The sequence below is a fragment of the Hymenobacter sp. genome, assembly GCF_036387835.1.
Classification (GTDB): domain Bacteria; phylum Bacteroidota; class Bacteroidia; order Cytophagales; family Hymenobacteraceae; genus Hymenobacter.
Genome location: NZ_DASVSY010000122.1, coordinates 28,882 through 46,922, shown reverse-complemented (window position 1 = coordinate 46,922; position 18,041 = coordinate 28,882). Strand labels below are relative to the sequence as shown.

Sequence of the window (18,041 nt, the reverse complement as noted above, 5' to 3'; positions counted from 1 at the left end):
TCAGAAAGAAAGAGTTTGGCTGGAGCTCGAGGCGTATTTCCTGCCGTTGGTTGGGGTGCGGTTCATGGCTGATGAGTTGGGTGTTACTGCTGGCGAGTTGTGGCCCGGCCGCCAAGCCCTTGCCTGCCGGTAAACAGCCGCTGGTAATCGGGCACGCCGGCTCTGGTTTTCTCACCCCCTTCAACCCCTTCAATCCGCTGCCACCAAGTAGCTTAGCAGGCATTGAGCAAGCTTTAGCGCGCGGCGCCGACGGGGTGGAAATCGATATTCAGCTCAGCCAGGATAGCGTGTTGATGCTCTACCACGACCAAAAGCTGGAGTCGATGACCAACGGCACGGGCTGCATCTATGAGCAGCCCGCCGCCGCCGTGCAGCAGTTGAAGTACAAGGCGGGCTGGTTCTACGACTTCTGGCAAAACGAGCATCCCATTAGCCTGCAACAGCTGCTGGACAAGCTCAGCAAGCGCCCTACCTTACCGTATCTCCACTTCGATCTGCACGAAACCAACCTTTGCAGCCCCGATCAGCCTTTAGCCCGGGCTCCGGCATTGGCGCGGGCATTAGGGCGGCTGCTGAAGCAGTACAACTGGCCGCCAGATCGGCTTTTGGTGCTTACTATCAATCAATCGTCGTTGGCTGCCTTGCGCCAAGCCTTGCCTAATACGCCCTTGGGACTGGAAATAACCGATGATATTCAGGGCCAGTTGCAGGTAGCCAAAGCCGAGAAGGTGCAGGCCATCGTAGTCAGAAAGGATTTGATTACACCAGAAAATACCGCGCAGGCGCACGCGGCGGGCTTGCAAGTTGTTACGTTTGGAGGCCGTGCCTCCAGCACCGTGCAACGCCTCATCGATTGCCAGCCCGATGCCATTGAAGTCGACAACGTGCCCACTATGCTGACACTGCTAGGCCGGCAGTAACGGCAAGCGCTACCTGAGCAGCTCGTTTGCTGCAACACGTAGCTGGCGCTTCATGCTACACCCCCCGCAGCCCGCTACCGCGGCACGGGGGCAGATTCTATACCTTTGCATCTAAATGCCCTTATCTAGATTTCTTTTCCTGTTTTTGATGGTTTGGTTGCCGCTGCTGGCTACGGCTCAGCGCAAACCAGCCACCCAACCCACGCCCGCCAGAGGCCAACGCATCGAGCTGCTACCTGGTACGCAGCAACTGTCAGGTGGCAAGTTCAACGGCGTTGAAATTCGTAAGCTGCTCGGCAACGTGAGCTTCCGGCAAGGAACCACGCTGCTTTATTGCGATTCGGCTTATCAGTACATCGGCCGAAATGATTTGGAGGCGTTCAGCAACGTGCGCATCATCCAAAACGACACCATCACCATCACCGGCGACCGGGCTACCTACAACGGCGACACCCGCAAGGCCCGCATGATTGGCAACGTAGTGATGCGCGACCCCCGCATGACGCTCACCACCAACCTGCTCGACTACGACCTGACCACCAACCTGGCCTACTACAGCACCGGCGGCCACCTCGTCGACCCCGAAAACGTCCTCGACAGCCAGTATGGCTACTACAACACCACCAGCAAAGTGTTCAGCTTCAAGCGCGACGTGAAGCTGGTCACCAAAGACAACACCATTGACACCGATACGCTGCAGTACAACACGGTTTCGAAAGTGGCTTACTTTTTTGGCCCGACGCGCCTGACGGACCGGCAAAACCAGACGCTCTACGCCGAAAACGGTGTGCACAACACCATTACCGGCGTGTCGACGTTTCAGCGTAACGCGAAAGTTGAAACGCCCAACTACCTGCTCACCGGTGACAAATTGGTGTACAATCAAGCCCTAAAATACGGGGTGGCCACTGGGCACGTCTCGATGACTTCCAAGAAAGATAACGTGGTCATCAGGGGCGACGTGGGGCGATATTGGCGACTGCAGGGCCGGGTGAAAGTCTACGGCGCGCCGGTGATGCGCAATATCTCCGGCAAAGACACGCTGTACCTGGCCGCTGACACGCTCATCAGCCAAGAAGGCAAGGCGCCTCTCAACAACGCCGGCGTGATCTACGCCTTCCCGAAAACCAAGATCTTTCGCACCGACTTGCAAGGCCGCTGCGACTCGCTGACCTACAACCGGCAGGATTCCATTATCTACCTCAACAAAAACCCCATCCTCTGGAGCAACAAAAACCAGCTCACCTCCGACAGCATGGAAATCCGGCAGCGGAAGGGCAAAATCGACCAGATGCGGCTTTACGCCCGGGCTTTTATCATCGGGCAGGACACGTTGTTGAACTTCAACCAAGTGAAGGGCCGCCGAATGATAGCTTACTTCCAGGGCAACTCGATAAAAAAAGTTGACGTGCTTGGCAACGCGGAGAGCCTCTATTATGCTCTTGAGGGTGACACGGCCGTGAGCGGCATGAACAAGGCGTTGTCGGCCACTATGGTGCTGCGCTTTGCCGAAAGCAAGCTGCAAACCATCAGCTTCCTGACCAACCCCGATGCCAGCTTTATTCCGCCCCATGAGTTGAAGCCCGAAGACGAGAAGCTCAAGGATTTCAGCTGGCGCCCCACGGAACGTCCGACGCGCCGGGTGGTGTTAGGCAGACACTTTGCGTTGCCAGTAAAGGCGAAGCCCAAGCCCAAAGCTAAGCCTAAGGCAAAGTCTAAAACCGAAGTGGTAGCCAAAATCGGCGCGAAAACTAAGCCGGCCGTTGCCAAGCCTACGCCTGCTAAAACTGCCGCGCCGCCGGCATCGGCCCGCAAATAGCTGCTTTCCGCAGTTATGGTCAGCAGCCAACAATCAATAATCAACAACTGCCAATCAACAATCAGCCAGTGATTCAGGCAGAATCCGTTACCTTTGCGCCCCTTATGCATTCATTCCGCCCAACTCTTTTTGTTCTCTTGTTGAGTACGTTGCTGCTTGGCTCCTGTACCGGCTACCAAAAGCTGCTCAAGAGCGGCGACGTGAACAAGAAGTACGAAGCCGCCATCAAGTACTACGACAAGGGCGACTTTTTCAAAGCTGGTACCCTGCTCGAAGACTTGGTACCACTCTTGAAAGGCCGCCCGGAAGCGGAAAAGGCGCAGTTCTACTTCGCCAACACCAACTTCCGCCAGCGCAACTACACGCTCAGCTCGTATTATTTCAAGTCATTCGCCGACACTTACCCCAACTCGACTTACGCCGAAGAAGCTTCGTTTCTGCAGGCCAAGTCCCTGTTCCGCGACTCGCCGGAGTATGAGTTGGACCAAACCAACACCTATTCGGCTCTGGAAACCATTCAGGAGTTTCTGAACCGCTACCCGGAAAGCAAGTTCCGCCCCGAGGCCGAGAATATGTCGCAGGAGCTGCAGAAGAAGCTGGAAAACAAAGCCTACCAGGGCGCCAAGCTCTACTACGATTTGCGCTACTACCAGTCGGCCGTGGTGGCGCTGACCACTTTTCAGCAGCAGTTCCCCGCCTCAGCCTTCAACGAAGAAGCCGAGTATCTGAAGATCAGTGCCCAATACGACCTAGCCCGTGAAAGCGTAGTTGAGAAACAGCGCGAACGGTTTCTGGAAGTAATAGCGTTCTACCAGCACTTTGTAGACACCTATCCGCAGAGCCGCAACCTGAAAGCCGCCGAACGGATGTACACCGATGCCACGGCTCAAGCCGCCAAGCTCAAGCCCAAAGACGCCGCGGCGAATTAATTTTAATGGTTGAATGGCTGAATTGTTAAATGGTTGGCCGTTCAGCAAGCCGGTAGAACAATCAACCATTTAACAATCCAACCATTTAACAATCCAACCATTTAGCAATTCAACAAATCAACCATTCATCCATGAAGACTCCTAGCAACGTTTCTGCTTCTATTGTAACGCGCAACATGTCTGAATTCGCTGCCGAAACGGGCAACGTATACGAGTCTATTGCTATCATCTCGAAGCGTGCCAACCAGTTGGCAGTTAAGCTGAAAGAAGAATTGAACGGCAAGCTAGCCGAGTTTGCTACCACCGTCGACAACCTAGAAGAGGTGTTCGAAAACCGGGAGCAAATCGAAATCAGCAAGCACTACGAGCGTCTGCCCAAGCCCACCAACCTCGCCATCGAGGAATTCCTGGAAGGCAAAGTGCATTACCGCACTCCCGAAGAAGAAGTGGCACCGGCTGCTCCCAAAGCCGAGTAAACTCGCCTTCAGGTAAGACCAAGAATAAAGAACGCCATGCTGAGCTTGCTGAAGCATCTCGCGGGCTGAAACTGGAGTGGTATTCCAACCTCAGCCCGCGAGATGCTTCAGCAAGCTCAGCATGGCGTTCTAGGTTTTAGTATATTCTTAAACTATATAATTTGGAGTGTAATGGCCTTAGCACTGGAGGGGCGGAAGATTTTGCTAGGAGTAAGCGGCAGCATTGCGGCGTATAAAGCGGCTTCTTTGGTGCGGCTGCTCACCAAAGCCGGCGCCGAAGTGCAAGTGATTCTGACGGCTTCGGCGGCGGCTTTCGTTACGCCGCTCACGTTAGGCACTCTCTCCAAACGGCCAGTGCTGCAAGGTTTTCTGAAAGACGAGCAAGCCGGCGAATGGCACAACCACGTGCACTTAGGCTTGTGGGCCGATGTGTTGCTCGTCGCGCCGGCTTCGGCTAACACGCTGGCTCACTTCGCCAACGGCCTCTGCGACTCTCTGCTAGACGCCGTGTACCTCTCGGCCCGCTGCCCCGTGGTGCTGGCCCCCGCCATGGACCTCGACATGTACGCCCACCCCGCCACCACCGCCAACCTGGTGCGGCTGCGCTCCTACGGCAACACCATTCTCGATTCTCCCGCCGGTGAGCTAGCCAGCGGCCTCTCTGGTCCCGGCCGTATGCTAGAGCCAGAGGACATTGTGGCTGCGTTAACTGAATTGAGATTGAAGAACGAGGAATGAGGAATTCGGCTCTGTGTTCGTTAAGCACAAGCAATGGTAGGTTTGGAAGCTGTTTTAGAGTTTCCTTCAAACACACTTGCACGTCCTGCCTGCTCTGGCGTCGGCGCAGCATCTCATTCGCATCGTTGCACCATCATGGAGGTACCGCCCTAGCGAGCTGCTGCGCCTACGCGGACGCCAGAGTAGGCAGGATCTAAAATGAAATCCTGAAACAGCTTCTTGTCGTCAGCGCCACCCAGACAACATCTCCTTCCTAATTCTTTATTCCTTGTTCCCCAATGCGCGTCCTCATTACGGCTGGCCCCACGTATGAACCCATCGACCCGGTGCGTTTCATCGGCAATCATAGCACCGGCAAAATGGGATACGCGTTGGCCCAGGCCTTTGCGGCCACTGGCGCCCAGGTAACGCTAATCAGCGGACCAACCAATCTGCCGGACCCTGCGCATCCGCTAATCCGGACGCAGCGGGTGGAAACTGCCGACCAGATGTACGCGGCCGCAGCGGCCGTAGCGCCGGAGGCCGATGTATGGGTGTTTGCGGCGGCAGTGGCCGACTACAAGCCGGCGCACGTAGCAGAAAACAAGATCAAGAAAGAAGGCAATACGCTCACGCTGGAGCTAATCAAGAACGTAGATATTGCCGCTACTTTAGGCAAAACCAAGCGGCCCGAACAATTTTCGGTGGGTTTTGCGTTGGAGACTAATAATGAGGAAGCCAACGCCCGCGAGAAGCTACACCGCAAAAACTTCAATCTGGTCGTGCTCAACTCCCTGCGCGATGCTGGTGCTGGTTTCCGCGTCGATACCAACAAAGTGACGCTGCTGGACGCGCAGGGCGAAATGCTTACCTTTGAAGTGAAGCTCAAAGCCGCCGTGGCCCACGATATTGTTCAAGCTGTTCTTGCCCGCCTGCCCCGTGAAGCGTAATTCTCTGCTGTCGTCTGTTTTAGTTGTTCTGACTTTGCTGCTCACGGCCCCTGTTAGCCAAGCGCAGGAAATACTGGCCGAAGTACGGGTCACCACCGAAAACGTAACTATTGCCGACCGCTCCATCGTGCAGCAGATGCAGAGCGACATTCAAGGCTTCCTGAATACCAAACCTTTTACCGGCCAAACCTACCGGCCGGAAGAGCGAATCCGGATGCGGATGTTTGTTGGTATCACCAGTGCTCAGAACGGGCAATACACAGCCACCACCCGCATCGTCACGACGCGGCCGGTGTACGGGACCGGTTACGAAACCAATCTGCTGACCTTTTCCGACCGCAACTTCAAGTTCAACTACTCGCCGCAAAACCCGATTGATTACTCGGAGAATACCTTTGTTAGCAACCTTTCCTCGCTGCTGACTTTCTACGCCTACATTGCCATCGGCCTCGACCAAGACAGCTTCGCCAAGCTCGCCGGTTCCCCTTACTACGACCGGGCCCGCAACGTGCTGCAAAATGCCGCCTCCCAAACCGTAACCAACGAGGCCGACGAGGCGTGGAAAGATGGCCAGACGCGCAACCGCTATTGGTTGCTTAATAACCTGCAAGACCCGCAGCTGGAAGCCTTGCGCACCGGCAGCTACGCCTACTACCGCCAAGGTCTCGACATTTTTATCGAGAAACCTGACGACGCCCGAAGCAGCATTTTTACGGCTTTGCAAGGCGTGCAGGCGGCGGCCACGCGCCGACCCGGCACCTTGTTAGCCCGTGCCTTCTTCGATACCAAAGCCGACGAAATTGCCAACATTTTTCGCAGTGGCAGTGATGTGCAGCAGAAGCAGAATCTGGCGAATTTGCTCACGGAAGTAGACCCTACCAATTCGGCCAAGTACCAAGCCATGCTTAAGCAACCTTGATCACGGATTTTTTGGATTAGTCGAATTGATCGGATTTTGTGGACGATTTCCTTTCCTGTGGGCTTAGCAACTACCCTTAGTAGCTCTACCAGTTGCTAATCCTACAAAGGTTTATTTGTTTTATGTTGTAGGCGATAACCAACTTGACAAGTAACCGTCCACAAAATCCGATCAATCCGACTAATCCAAAAAATCCGTGATCAGGGAAATAACTTGATGCGAAAATAGTTGGCATAAACCTAAGTTAATTAGTAGGTTTGTAAAACCCGTCTTGTCTGGCCTTGCCAGCGTGGCGGGTTTCTTCTTTGTCAGCTACGGCCGTTACCGGCCTTTTATCTACTAGTATGCTGGTTGATCTTCGCATCCGCAATTACGCTCTAATCGAGCAGCTGGAGCTGCGGCCTTCAGCGCTCCTCAATATTATCACTGGCGAAACCGGCGCCGGTAAATCCATCATGCTTGGGGCCATCGGCCTGCTGCTCGGCAACCGCGCCGACTCGCGCATGCTCTTCGACACCGAGAAGAAGTGCGTGATTGAAGGCCAGTTCGATATTTCCAGCTACCAGCTCCAGGACATCTTCGAATCAGAGGACCTCGACTACGATACGCAGTGCATCCTGCGCCGCGAAATCAGTCCGGCGGGCAAGTCGCGGGCATTTGTGAATGATACGCCGGTAACGCTGGAAACCTTGCGGCACATTGGGGCCAACCTGATGGACATTCACTCGCAGCACGATACGCTTCTGCTTGGGGATGCCGTATTTCAGCTGAATCTGCTGGATTTGTATGCTGGTTTGATACCCGCGCGGGGTCAGTACAGCAACGCCTACCGCCAGTACCGCAAGCTGGAAGCCGACCTTAAATCTTTGCAGGACCAAGTCGCGCAGGCCAATAAGGAGCTGGACTACCACAGCTTCCTGCTGAACGAGCTGGAAGAAGCCCGCCTCGACAACGAGCAGCAGGACGAGCTAGAGCAGGAAGTGAAGCAGCTCGAACATGCTGAAGAAATCAAGTTCAAGCTGACGCATGCCTTGCAAAGCCTGAGCGAAGGCGAGTACTGCGCCGCCAGCAGCTTAAAAGATGCGGCCATCCTGCTTGGTCAGATTGCGCCCTACGCCGATGCCTTCCGCGACCTGAAGGAGCGCCTCGACAGCTGCCTCATCGAAATAAACGACATTGCCGCCGAGGCCGAAGCCGCTGAGCGCCGCACCGAAGGCGACCCCGCCCGTATCGACGAGCTGCAAAGCCGCCTCAACGTCATCTACAACTTACAGCGCAAGCACCAGGTCCGCGACGTAGTAGCCCTGCTGAACTTGCGCGACGAACTGCGCGACAAAGTAAGCTCAGTGCTGAACCTGGACAAGCAAATTTCCCGCCTGCACCGCGACTCCGATGCTGCTCTGGCTACGGCTACCAAACTAGCCACCCGGCTATCTGAAGCGCGCCGCAAGAGTTTCCCGAAATTCGAGAAGGAGCTAGTGGCCCTACTGGCCGACTTGGGCATGCCGAACTCGCGCATTGTGGTGCAGCACCACGCCGGCCCGCCCGCCGCCAGTGGCATCGACATCATCAGCATCTTGTTTACTGCCAACAAAGGCGCGCAGCCCCAAACGCTAAGCAAGGCCGCATCCGGCGGGGAGTTTTCGCGCCTGATGTTGTGTATCAAGTACATGCTCGCCGACAAAACAGCCCTTCCTACCATCGTATTCGACGAAATCGACACGGGTATTTCCGGTGAAATTGCGGTGAAAGTGGGCCGTATGATGCAGCAGATGGCGCAAAAGCACCAGCTCATTACTATTTCCCATCTGCCCCAAATGGCCGCCGCCGGCGATACGCACTACTTCGTGTACAAGCAGGACCGCGCCGACCGCACCGTGAGCTGCATCCGGATGTTGAACCTGGAGGAGCGCATCAGTGAAATTGCACACATGATTGCCGGCGCCAACCCAAGTCAGCACGCCTTCCAGAGTGCCCGGGAGCTGTTAGCTATGCGCGGCGAGGAGTTGGTGGGGTAAGAGCGAAATTGTGAGGTTGTGAAATTGTGAGTTGGTGAATACCTAAATTGCCGCCATCTAATCACGGAAGAACTACCTTGAAGGTGTCGGCGGGCTTATCCGGGCACAACTTCACAATCTCACAATCTCACCATATGTCCAACAACATCCTCGCTGGCAAGGTCGGCATCATCTCCGGTGCGCTCAATGAAGAATCCATTGCCTGGAAGGTGGCCTTGAAGGCCCACGCCGAAGGGGCCCGCTTTGTGCTCACCAATGCCCCGCTGGCTATGCGCATGGGCGAAATCAACCGCCTCTCCGAGCAGTGCAACGCCCCTATCATTCCGGCCGATGCCACCTCGATGGAAGACCTGGAAAAGCTTTTCAGCGGCGCGCAGGAGCAACTCGGCGGCAAGCTCGACTTTGTGTTGCACAGCATTGGCATGAGTGCCAACATCCGCAAGGGCAAGCACTACGGCGAGCTAAACTACGAGTGGTATCAGAAGACACTGGACGTATCGGCGCTGTCGTTCCACAAGATGCTGGCCGTGGCCGAGAAGCAGGACGCCTTCAACGAATGGGGTTCCGTGGTAGCACTAAGCTACATTGCCGCGCAGCGCGCCTTCCTCGACTACACGGATATGTCGCAGGCCAAAGCGGTGCTCGAAAGCATCGCCCGCAGCTATGGGCAGCGCCTGGGCAAGCTCAAAAAGGTCCGCGTCAACACCATCTCGCAGTCACCCACCAAAACCACGGCCGGTACCGGCATTAGTGGCTTCGATGCTTTTTTCGAGTACGCCAACCGCCTCTCGCCGCTCGGCAACGCCCCCGCCGAAGCCTGCGCCGACTACGTGGTGAGCTTGTTCTCGGACCTGACCCGCTACGTGACCATGCAAAACCTCATGCACGACGGTGGCTTCAGCACCACCGGCATTTCCGAGGAAATCGTGGAGCTGATTACGAAAGGGTGAATAAGCGTTTCAATAAAATCAAGAAAGCCCAAGCAACTAACTCGTCTTTATTTAAATCTTAAAAGGACAGTGGCTGTTGCAGAACCCCTCGAACGGGAAAACAACCGCCTAGTTAATGGCTATCAACGGCTCGCACACCTTCAGAAGAGCCCTTTTTAGCCATGTGCGCTTATAGGTGCTCGGTTAAAGCTGGCTGTTGGCGAGTTCTGCAACAGCCACGACAGACAAAAAACCGCCGAAAACGGCTTCCTGTGCAGGAAGCCCTTTCTTGCGCGCCATAGGTAGTGCCAACGAATGGTTTCTAGTGCTTGACCAACTTCTCGTAGAACACTTGGCGCGAAAATCGCAGCTCGGCGATGTAGAGGCCCGCTGCCAGGGATGATACCGGGAAGGGAGGCTCGTCGCGTGCCCCAGTACGGGCGAATTGGGTTACCCGGCGCCCTAGCGCATCGTACAGGGTCAGCGTGAAGGGCTGGCCGCACTCGCTGGCCAAGCGCACGTAGCACGCCTCAGCGCAGGGGTTCGGGTACAACGAAACCGGGCCAGGTTCGCATATCGGCGCTTCCACGGCAGGTTCGCGCCCATCGAAGGTGTTTTGCAGGAAGTTAGGCAATCCCCCATACACCGGCCGGCCGCCAAAGGCGAAGCGCTGCGCACGCAACTCGCACGCGAACCCCGCGGCGTTCGGTCGCCCTAGCACGAACATCGTTTGCAGGCCGTTCTCGCCGGGTGGCGCCCCGGCGGCACTATACGCACTTGCCCCGTACATGCGGCCGTCCGGGCCATTCTGTAGCGCGTAAAACACCCCGCCCCCTTCCGTGGCGCTGACGTTGGTGGCGGGGTTGCCCGCCACGACGCTGCGGCCGGAGGCGGCCACGGCTGCGTCGGTGCCCGCCGCCAGGTCGTATTGACTCAGCACGTTGTACCCGCTGTTGTCAGGCAGCCGGGTGAAGTTTTGGACGTAGAGCTTCGTGTTGTCGGGCGAAAAGCACACGCCGTACCCATCCTGCAGCGCGCCTAGATTCACGTAGTGGGACACAGTGCCGGTAGCGGTGTCGAAGTCGAACAAGCTGAACGGTTCCACGCCGAAGGCCACGGCGGCGGCCAGCCGGCGACCGTCGGGCGAAGCCCTTAGGAAGCCGGCCGTGCCCTTGCCCCGAACGGTGTCGGCGGGCTGTACCGGGTGGGTCGGGCCGATAGCCTGGCGCCGTGGTGCCCCAACGCCCTGGGCCGTGATGGGATAGACGAGGAACTCGGCCGTGCCCCAGACGTGTACCAGCACCCAGTAGTCGCGGCCGTTGGCGTGGGGCAGGGCGGTGAGTTTCTCGGTCAAGCCGCCAGCTAAGGGCACATTTTTCTCGGTCTCGACCACGTCGCCGCGCCCAGCGTCCCGTTCCATATCCACCATGGAGTAGTGCAGGCCGCAGGCACGGTCTTGCACTGGTTGGCGCAGGGTGAACAAATAGTAGCGCCCGGCCTGGCCGGGTACAGGCACGATGAGGGCCCCTTGGTTTGCGTAGTTATTGCCGCGCAGGCCGTCGCCATGGGGCATCAAGTCGTGTAAGCGGTTCCAGACTCGTTCGGCATTCGAGTAAAACAGCAGCTGCCCCGTGGCCGGTTCGGAGGCTACGGCGCTTGCGAAGCTGGTCGTGAGCTGGCCGTCGAGTACGGGAACGGGACTGCCCTGCCCGAAATCGAACCCCGTACGGTCGCCAAAGTACCAGTGGTCGGCTTCGTGCTGGGCCCAAGCCGGTGCGGCCACATAAAGCAGCATCAAGGCAAGCGCAAGGTGGACTAACGCCCTTGAGACACGGAAAGTAGACGGCATAGCGGTAGAAAAAGGACAGGGGCAGAGTTGAGCGCGCTGGCCCTACAGCTCTGTAATCTACTAAAGATAAACCGGTATGTTGCTCTACAGTAGCTCAATAGGAATACGGTAGAACAAACCATCTACTATCACCAACAACTTAGTAGGCAAATGCGTCCTCTTTTCAATTGCGGATACGCTCCGTGATGCTTTTTACAACCGAGTGTCATGGGAGTTTGAATAAAGGGGCCAACGCGGGCGCTAGGCGGCGCGCTGACCACGCGTCCTGGGGAAGTCGAGTACACGATATGGGAAGATGCAACACTTCGCGCCTGCTTGTGGCAAATGTTGCTTGGATGGCAGGGTTCCGTTCATTCACTACCGAGGCGTGAAGTATCGCGTCTTTACAGGGAGGATGAGACAGTTCCGGCCGCGGACATAGGACGATAAAGTAAAAACTCAGCAGCATCTTCTCGCCGGTTAGTTCGTAGGAAAGAAGCTGGTGCCACACCTTACACCAACTTCACGTCATGCCCCAAATCATCCGCGACCCGAAGTTCGACAGTACGCTAGACGTGCTGCGCCAAGGGTATACTTTCCTTTATGACCGCAGCCGCGCGTTTGATTCTGATATTTTTCAGATTCGCTTGATGGGCTTGCCGGCCATATGCCTGCACGGGCCTGAGGCGGCGGAGTTATTCTATGACCCGGAATATTTTATCCGGACGGGCGCTATTCCGCGGCGGGTGCAAACCACACTGATGGGACTGCATGCCATCCAGACGCGCGACAATGGGGAGCACCGCTGCCGCAAGGAAATGTTTATGTCGCTGATGGGGCCGGAGAGCCGGCGGCGACTGATGCACCTATTGGCCGAGCAGTGGCAACGCTATGCTGAGCACTGGCAGCGGCTAGACCAAGTCGTTTTGTTTGATGAAGCGCAGGAAATCCTCTGCCGGGCCGCTTGCACGTGGGCCGGAGTGCCGCTAAAGGAAGAAGAAGTGCAGCTCAGAGCCCGCGACTTTGGCGCCATGATAGACGCCTTTGGCGGAGTTGGCCCGCGGCACTGGCGCGGCAAGCAGGCCCGGAGCCGCTGCGAAAAGTGGATGCGGGAAGTTATCCGCGACATCCGCTCCGGCGAACTACGGCCTGAACGAAACACCGCGGCGCACACCGTAGCCTGGCACCGGGAGCCCGACGGAGAGTTGTTCGACGTGCAGATGGCGGCCATAGAACTGATAAACGCCGTACGGCCCATTGTGGCCATTGCCACTTACATCACCTTTGCCGCCGTCGCCTTGCACGAGTACCCTCCGTACCGGCAGCAGCTACGCAACCCCAACGAGGATTATGCCGAGCTGTTTGTGCAGGAAGTGCGCCGCTATTTTCCGTTTACCCCGTTTTTGGGCGCTATTGTGCGCGACGATTTCACTTGGCATGACTTCCATTTCCCCAAAGGCACTATGGTGCTGCTCGACGTGTACGGCGCCAACCGCGACGAGCGGTGGTGGCAGGACCCGGAAGTGTTCTGGCCCGACCGGTTTCGGCAGTGGCAAGACAACGCCTACGACTTTATTCCGCAAGGGGGCGGCGACTACCTCACCGGCCACCGCTGCCCCGGCGAATGGATTACGATTGAAGCCATGAAGCAGGCCGTACATTTTCTCAACGAAGGCATCACCAACGACGTGCCGCCCCAAGATCTGCGCTACGATTTAACCCGGATGCCCACCATGCCGACCAGTGGCTTTGTGCTGCGCAATGTGCGCGCCACCGGTAAGGCGGCACCCATTGTTACGACGGCGAGTGACGCTACACCCGCATCGGGTGGGTGCCCATTTCATCACAGCTAGCCCTTAACAGGGATCTTGAGGCCAACCTGAGCCATAACATTCACCAATGCCCACCGTTCGATAAAAGGTGTTCGTAGCCAGGTGCTATGTAGCTCTTTCAGTAAATACCCACCACCATGCAGGAAACGAAAACACTCGAAGAACTCCTCGATACGCAGCAGAAGAAGCTAGCCTTCTTTCAAAATATAATACTGCTGGCTGCAGCCGATGGACAGCTAGACGAAGAGGAAGGTCAGTTCTTGTTGCAGCTTGGCAACCGGCTGGCCCTCACGTACGATGACGTAAAGCCCATAATCGATAACATAGGCGTGCTAAGCTTCATCGTGCCCTCCGAAGGCTTGCAAAGAACACTGGAGCTGCAAACGCTGGTGCAAATGATGCTGCAAGACGGCCAGATTGACCCGCGCGAATACGGCCTGTGCATGGAATACGCTACCCGCATAGGCTTCGGCAAAGGTATTCTCGACGACATGGTGGCGCAACTAACCGGCGGCACGGCAGATTCTGGTCGCAATGCTATTACGGTTAGCTAGCCGACGGTAACTGTGCTGTAGCTGTCTGGGTTAGCCTTCTTCAACCAAGGCGTCTGCTTGCGTGGTGGCTTCGTAGGAATCGGCGTACTTGAAATCATCCAGCCAATACGCTGAGCTTACCACCTCGAATATCGCAACTTTATCTTCCTTTTTAATGGGATGCAGTTGCCAAATGATAGATGCTGCTTCAGGAAAGCTGGTGCCATCGAGCTGCTTGTGAAACAGGCGTTTGAGCAGCGTGTTGTCGGGCATGCCCTGGGCTAGCAGGCGTAGTAGCGGTGCTTCTGGAGTCGTGTCGAACAGAGTTAAGGCGTCGGCATCTTCGCCGGTGAGCTGCACTTGAAACTGTACGGCTTCAGCCCGCGGAAATTTACCGTTGTAGGCTTCGAATAGCAGCTGCGTAGCTTTGTAAAAGTCCTCGTGCTGGGTAAGCTGCGGGTTTTCTTCCCATAGCTTTTCGGTGAGCATCTGGTGCGCCAGGTTCTCGATCTGGCCGGTATTGAGCTGATCGGCAAATAAATAGCTTAATACCAGCTGCGCGGCTTCGGTAGGTTCCAGGTCGGTGAGGGCCATCAGGCACATGGCTTTCAGTTCGGCCGGCTCTATTTCGTCGGGGTTATCGTAGCCCGTTTCGCGCAGTAAGTTTTTGTAATCCTGATTTTGCCAGGAGTTTGGCAACTCGGTAAGCGTTTCGAAGGAAAGACGCTCTACGGTGAAGTTTTTCATGAGTAAGTATGCTGGATTTCGGCCGAGGTATGGCCTCACGAAGCGGTAGATAAGCGCTTCGCTAGACTGTGTACGGCTGAGTTTCGCAAACACCCATACTATCTATAAGAATAAAGCACAACGGCACAGCCTATAACGTTCTGATATCCGCGCCAGCAGGAGGGTATTCTACTGCAACAGCACGGGGAAGTAGACCACTACTGCGCTGCATCAGCGGCAGGTTTATGTGGCGCAATGCTAGTTACTATAACCTGATACCAAGCGGGCCATGCGCCGCAGGGCTTATCTACGACGAAAGCCTTTAGCCGCTGCCGGCATACAGCGCAGCCTCCGGCAAAGTAAGATAGGCAAATAGGGTGGTGTGGCCGCGTAAACTGCACGCGTAAGCAAGGTGCCAACAACTGGTTATCTTGTGCTTTGTAAACATGTGGCGCAATCCAACTTTGGCATGAACATCCAGCAAGCCTACAACACATGGGCCAACACGTACGATTCGGTCCTCAATAGAACGCGCGACTTAGAAGCCCACGCTATCCGAACTGTTCTGCGCGATGTTATCGTTTCGGAAGCAGTAGAGCTTGGCTGTGGTACCGGTAAAAACACGGAATGGCTGGTTACTAAAGCCGCGCACGTTACGGCTGTTGATTTTTCCACGGAGATGCTCAGCAAAGCCCAAGCGAAGCTGCCGCTTTCTTCCATAACCTTCAAGCAGGGCGACATCACCCAAAATTGGCAGTTCGTTGCTGAGCCGGTCAACCTTATCACTTGTAGCCTCATTCTGGAGCACATCCAGGACTTGGGCTTTGTATTCGGGCAAGCGCATAAGGCACTTCAGCCCGGCGGCTTGTTCTACGTCGGCGAGCTGCATCCGTTCAAGCAGTACCAAGGCAGCAAAGCCCGCTTCGACACCGCTACCGGCCTATTCGAGCTGGAATGCCACGTCCATCACATTTCTGATTACACCGAAAGTGCCCGCCAAAACGGCTTCGCTTGCCTGGCTCTGCAGGAGTGGTTTGACGAGGAAGACCGGGCTGGCGTGCCCCGAATTGCTTCGTTTCTGTTTCAGAAGAACTAGCGTGACAGTAGGTGTTCGGCCTGAACTTATGCGTTAAGCACCAGGCATTGCTGTAGCTTGTTGAGAAGCCGCCAGCAGACAGCGAAGAAGCCTGTGTGGCTGTGCTAAAATCAATTGCCGAGCGAGAAGTTAGACCTGTTCGGAGCAGCAGCGGCAGGGTATCGTTCAGGGCTTCTTTTGGAAGTTGCTGTTGATGTAAATAATGCTATTATTACTCTAGATAGAAATGCGTTGTACTTTAACTTTTTGTAAAGGAAATATCATATTTATTGGTTGAGTAATAGATTTTAAACTTCAGATTATCTAATAAAATTGCCATGTCATTTAGCTTCGTAATGAGGCGATAATGAAACTTTTATGGCTTTTTATTTCTATTTAATTTGAAGAAAATCTATACTCTTATCTTCCTATTGCTTTCTTTCAATGTTGGGGCCCAAACGGGCATTCCGGTTTCTGAATTCAGACAGTTTGAAGTAGCGCTGCAGCGCTTTATGCAGCGCTGGGAAATACTAGGTGCTTCCGTCGCGTTTGGCAAGGACGACCGACTGGTGTATGCCCGGTCTTTCGGCTATGCCGACCAGGCCCGTACCGAACCCTTGCAGCCGTACCACCTGTTGCGCGTGGCTAGCCTCTCGAAGCCGGTAACCGCTATGGCGGTCCTGAAACTAGTGGAGCAAGGTCGCATCAACTTGGCGGGCAAAGCTTTCGGGCCGCAAGGCTATTTGCAAAGCCCTTACTACACAAGTGTCATCACCGATCAGCGGGTATACGACATCACGGTGCAGCAACTACTCGAGCACAGCGCAGGCTGGGACCGGCTCGTCGGTTGCGATGGCTACGGCAGCTGCGACCCGGTCGATTTTCCGTTGCATGTGGCGCAGAAGCTGAAAGTGCCTAGTCCCGTCGGCGACTCTGCTATGGTGCGCTTTCTGTTGGCCAAGCGGCTAAACTTTACGCCCGGCACGCGCTATGCTTATTCCAATATCGGCTACCTGGTGCTGGGCAAGATAGTGGAGGCAGTTACGGGGCAAGGCTACGAAACGTGGGTGCACAACAACTTGCTGGTGCCCGCTGGCGCCTTGGAAGCCCATTTGGGCCATGACTTGGCTTCGGGTAAGCTAGAGCGAGAGGCCGAATACCAAAGCCAATACCAAACCCTGGCCTGCAATGGCTCGGGGCAAACAGTTCCCGCTGCCTACGGCGGCTTCCACCTCGAAGCGATGAGCGCCCACGGCGGTTGGGTGTGCTCGGCCCGAGACCTGGTGCGGCTGGTGCAAGCCGTGGAAGGCGGCCCCGACCATCCTGGCCTGCTAACACCTTCCACGCTGGCAACGTTGGCGCGACCGTCGGCTGCCAGTCCGGGCTATGCCAAGGGCTGGCAGGTAAACCGCTTTGGCAACCGTTGGCACGGGGGCCGGCTCGATGGCACGGCTACTTACCTGGTGCGCACCGCAGGAGGCTACACCTGGGCTATTTTGCTTAATACGTGCCCAAGCACCCCAGCTTTCTGGCAGGAGCTCGACCAATTAGGCTGGGTGGCTGTTCCAACGGCGGCCGGGTGGCCGTCCCACAACCTGTCGGCGCCATTGCAGAACGCCACCGCCCTTACGGCCACCAAAGATTCGGCGAGCGTGCTGCTGCGCTGGACCCACGGAACCGGCAACCGCCGCTTGGTACTGATGCGGGCCGATGGGCCGGTAGACGTTTTTCCTACGGATGGCGTCCGGTACACCGCGGCTCCTTTCGGGCAAGGTGAGCCGCTAGGCCATGGCACGTATGTGGTAGCCGATGAAACGGCCGATTCCTTGTCTATCCGCAATCTGGACCCGCGTCACTCGTACCACATCCGGGTGGTGGAATATGCCGACAATACCGTAACCAGCAACCAGCCTCTCTATACGCTGGATGGAAACCCAACCCTGGTGCTGGAACCGGCGGGGGCGTTAGCTTTGGATGTGTACCCCAATCCGGCACACGAAGACTTGGCTGTAGCGGGAGCAAGCTTTGCGCTGCCATACGAAGTGATGAGCCAAGACGGGCTGCGCGTAACTGGCGGACAGATGACACCAGGGCAGACTATTCCGGTTGTTAATCTGCAGCCAGGCACCTATTTCATCCGCTTTCAAGCACCCGAAGGCATCGTATCGCGCCGTTTCGTTAAGGAATAGTCTTACGAAATAGCAGACCAAGAGGCTACCCAAAAAGTTTGTCATGCGGAGCTTGCCATAATGGATTACTCTTCGGATAACACATAAGCTCTGTCTGCTACAGTTAGGATTTGTATAAGGGGCAACCCATCCTCTCTGCACAGCAACCGCTTGCACTTGAGTACGGAAAGGCTGTAACCCG

Annotated in this window: 14 protein-coding genes and 1 pseudogene; 13 read left to right on the top strand and 2 right to left on the bottom strand. The window is 56.1% G+C overall.

Annotated features, from left to right (window positions below; all coding sequences use genetic code 11):
• Positions 1-71 precede the first annotated feature (71 nt).
• From VF639_RS24360 to VF639_RS24320, 9 genes and pseudogenes are all read left to right on the top strand, one after another.
• The gene (locus VF639_RS24360; protein ID WP_331148566.1) at positions 72-920 is read left to right on the top strand and encodes a glycerophosphodiester phosphodiesterase; all 849 of its coding nucleotides are present in this window, start codon (positions 72-74) and stop codon (positions 918-920) included.
• A gap of 115 nt (positions 921-1,035) precedes the next feature.
• Positions 1,036-2,739 carry an OstA-like protein gene (locus VF639_RS24355; RefSeq protein ID WP_331148565.1) on the top strand — a complete coding sequence of 568 codons (1,704 nt, stop codon included), beginning with the start codon at positions 1,036-1,038 and terminating at the stop codon, positions 2,737-2,739.
• 104 nt (positions 2,740-2,843) lie between these two features.
• Positions 2,844-3,668, top strand: coding sequence for an outer membrane protein assembly factor BamD (locus VF639_RS24350; protein ID WP_331148564.1), 825 nt, complete (start codon positions 2,844-2,846; stop codon positions 3,666-3,668).
• Between the two features lie 131 nt (positions 3,669-3,799).
• Positions 3,800-4,144 (top strand): DNA-directed RNA polymerase subunit omega, encoded by a 345-nt coding sequence (locus VF639_RS24345; RefSeq protein WP_331148563.1) that lies wholly within the window; start codon positions 3,800-3,802, stop codon positions 4,142-4,144.
• A gap of 171 nt (positions 4,145-4,315) precedes the next feature.
• Positions 4,316-4,852: pseudogene (locus tag VF639_RS24340) on the top strand (flavoprotein); the annotation flags it as partial.
• A gap of 308 nt (positions 4,853-5,160) precedes the next feature.
• Entirely contained in the window at positions 5,161-5,811 is a 651-nt protein-coding gene (locus VF639_RS24335; RefSeq protein WP_331148562.1) for a phosphopantothenoylcysteine decarboxylase, read from the top strand.
• A complete protein-coding gene (porD, locus tag VF639_RS24330; RefSeq protein ID WP_331148561.1) occupies positions 5,801-6,730 on the top strand; it encodes a type IX secretion system protein PorD in 930 nt (309 codons plus the stop codon). Before VF639_RS24335 ends, porD begins: the two co-directional genes overlap by 11 nt.
• Positions 6,731-7,074: 344 nt before the next feature.
• Entirely contained in the window at positions 7,075-8,748 is a 1,674-nt protein-coding gene (recN, locus tag VF639_RS24325; protein WP_331148560.1) for a DNA repair protein RecN, read from the top strand.
• A 134-nt stretch (positions 8,749-8,882) separates the two neighbouring features.
• Positions 8,883-9,698, top strand: coding sequence for an enoyl-ACP reductase FabI (locus VF639_RS24320; protein WP_331148559.1), 816 nt, complete (start codon positions 8,883-8,885; stop codon positions 9,696-9,698).
• Between the two features lie 301 nt (positions 9,699-9,999).
• Here VF639_RS24320 and VF639_RS24315 read toward each other — a convergent pair whose 3' ends face one another.
• Positions 10,000-11,472, bottom strand: a complete 1,473-nt coding sequence (locus VF639_RS24315; RefSeq protein ID WP_331148670.1) for a T9SS type A sorting domain-containing protein — start codon at positions 11,470-11,472, stop codon at positions 10,000-10,002.
• A gap of 563 nt (positions 11,473-12,035) precedes the next feature.
• Here VF639_RS24315 and VF639_RS24310 point away from each other — a divergent pair.
• Positions 12,036-13,358, top strand: a complete 1,323-nt coding sequence (locus VF639_RS24310) for a CYP152 family fatty-acid peroxygenase CypC (RefSeq protein WP_331148558.1) — start codon at positions 12,036-12,038, stop codon at positions 13,356-13,358.
• 116 nt (positions 13,359-13,474) lie between these two features.
• Complete coding sequence (locus tag VF639_RS24305) at positions 13,475-13,891, top strand: hypothetical protein (protein ID WP_331148557.1); 417 nt, start codon at positions 13,475-13,477, stop codon at positions 13,889-13,891.
• Between the two features lie 30 nt (positions 13,892-13,921).
• Here the strand turns inward: VF639_RS24305 and VF639_RS24300 are convergent, their stop codons facing one another.
• Complete coding sequence (locus tag VF639_RS24300; protein WP_331148556.1) at positions 13,922-14,617, bottom strand: hypothetical protein; 696 nt, start codon at positions 14,615-14,617, stop codon at positions 13,922-13,924.
• A 427-nt stretch (positions 14,618-15,044) separates the two neighbouring features.
• Between VF639_RS24300 and VF639_RS24295 the strand changes: the two genes are divergently transcribed.
• Entirely contained in the window at positions 15,045-15,692 is a 648-nt protein-coding gene (locus tag VF639_RS24295; RefSeq protein WP_331148555.1) for a class I SAM-dependent methyltransferase, read from the top strand.
• Positions 15,693-16,102: 410 nt separating this feature from the next.
• Complete coding sequence (locus tag VF639_RS24290; protein ID WP_331148554.1) at positions 16,103-17,860, top strand: serine hydrolase domain-containing protein; 1,758 nt, start codon at positions 16,103-16,105, stop codon at positions 17,858-17,860.
• Positions 17,861-18,041: the final 181 nt, after the last annotated feature.

What these genes read in the sequence shown, in the direction of transcription:
- VF639_RS24360 (WP_331148566.1), top strand. Translation starts at nt 72, where the DNA reads ATGAGTTGGGTGTTACTGCTGGCGAGTTGTGGCCCGGCCGCCAAGCCC.
- VF639_RS24355 (WP_331148565.1), top strand. Translation starts at nt 1,036, where the DNA reads ATGCCCTTATCTAGATTTCTTTTCCTGTTTTTGATGGTTTGGTTGCCG.
- VF639_RS24350 (WP_331148564.1), top strand. Translation starts at nt 2,844, where the DNA reads ATGCATTCATTCCGCCCAACTCTTTTTGTTCTCTTGTTGAGTACGTTG.
- VF639_RS24345 (WP_331148563.1), top strand. Translation starts at nt 3,800, where the DNA reads ATGAAGACTCCTAGCAACGTTTCTGCTTCTATTGTAACGCGCAACATG.
- VF639_RS24335 (WP_331148562.1), top strand. Translation starts at nt 5,161, where the DNA reads ATGCGCGTCCTCATTACGGCTGGCCCCACGTATGAACCCATCGACCCG.
- recN (WP_331148560.1), top strand. Translation starts at nt 7,075, where the DNA reads ATGCTGGTTGATCTTCGCATCCGCAATTACGCTCTAATCGAGCAGCTG.
- VF639_RS24320 (WP_331148559.1), top strand. Translation starts at nt 8,883, where the DNA reads ATGTCCAACAACATCCTCGCTGGCAAGGTCGGCATCATCTCCGGTGCG.
- VF639_RS24315 (WP_331148670.1), bottom strand. Translation starts at nt 11,472, where the DNA reads ATGCTGCTTTATGTGGCCGCACCGGCTTGGGCCCAGCACGAAGCCGAC.
- VF639_RS24310 (WP_331148558.1), top strand. Translation starts at nt 12,036, where the DNA reads ATGCCCCAAATCATCCGCGACCCGAAGTTCGACAGTACGCTAGACGTG.
- VF639_RS24305 (WP_331148557.1), top strand. Translation starts at nt 13,475, where the DNA reads ATGCAGGAAACGAAAACACTCGAAGAACTCCTCGATACGCAGCAGAAG.
- VF639_RS24300 (WP_331148556.1), bottom strand. Translation starts at nt 14,617, where the DNA reads ATGAAAAACTTCACCGTAGAGCGTCTTTCCTTCGAAACGCTTACCGAG.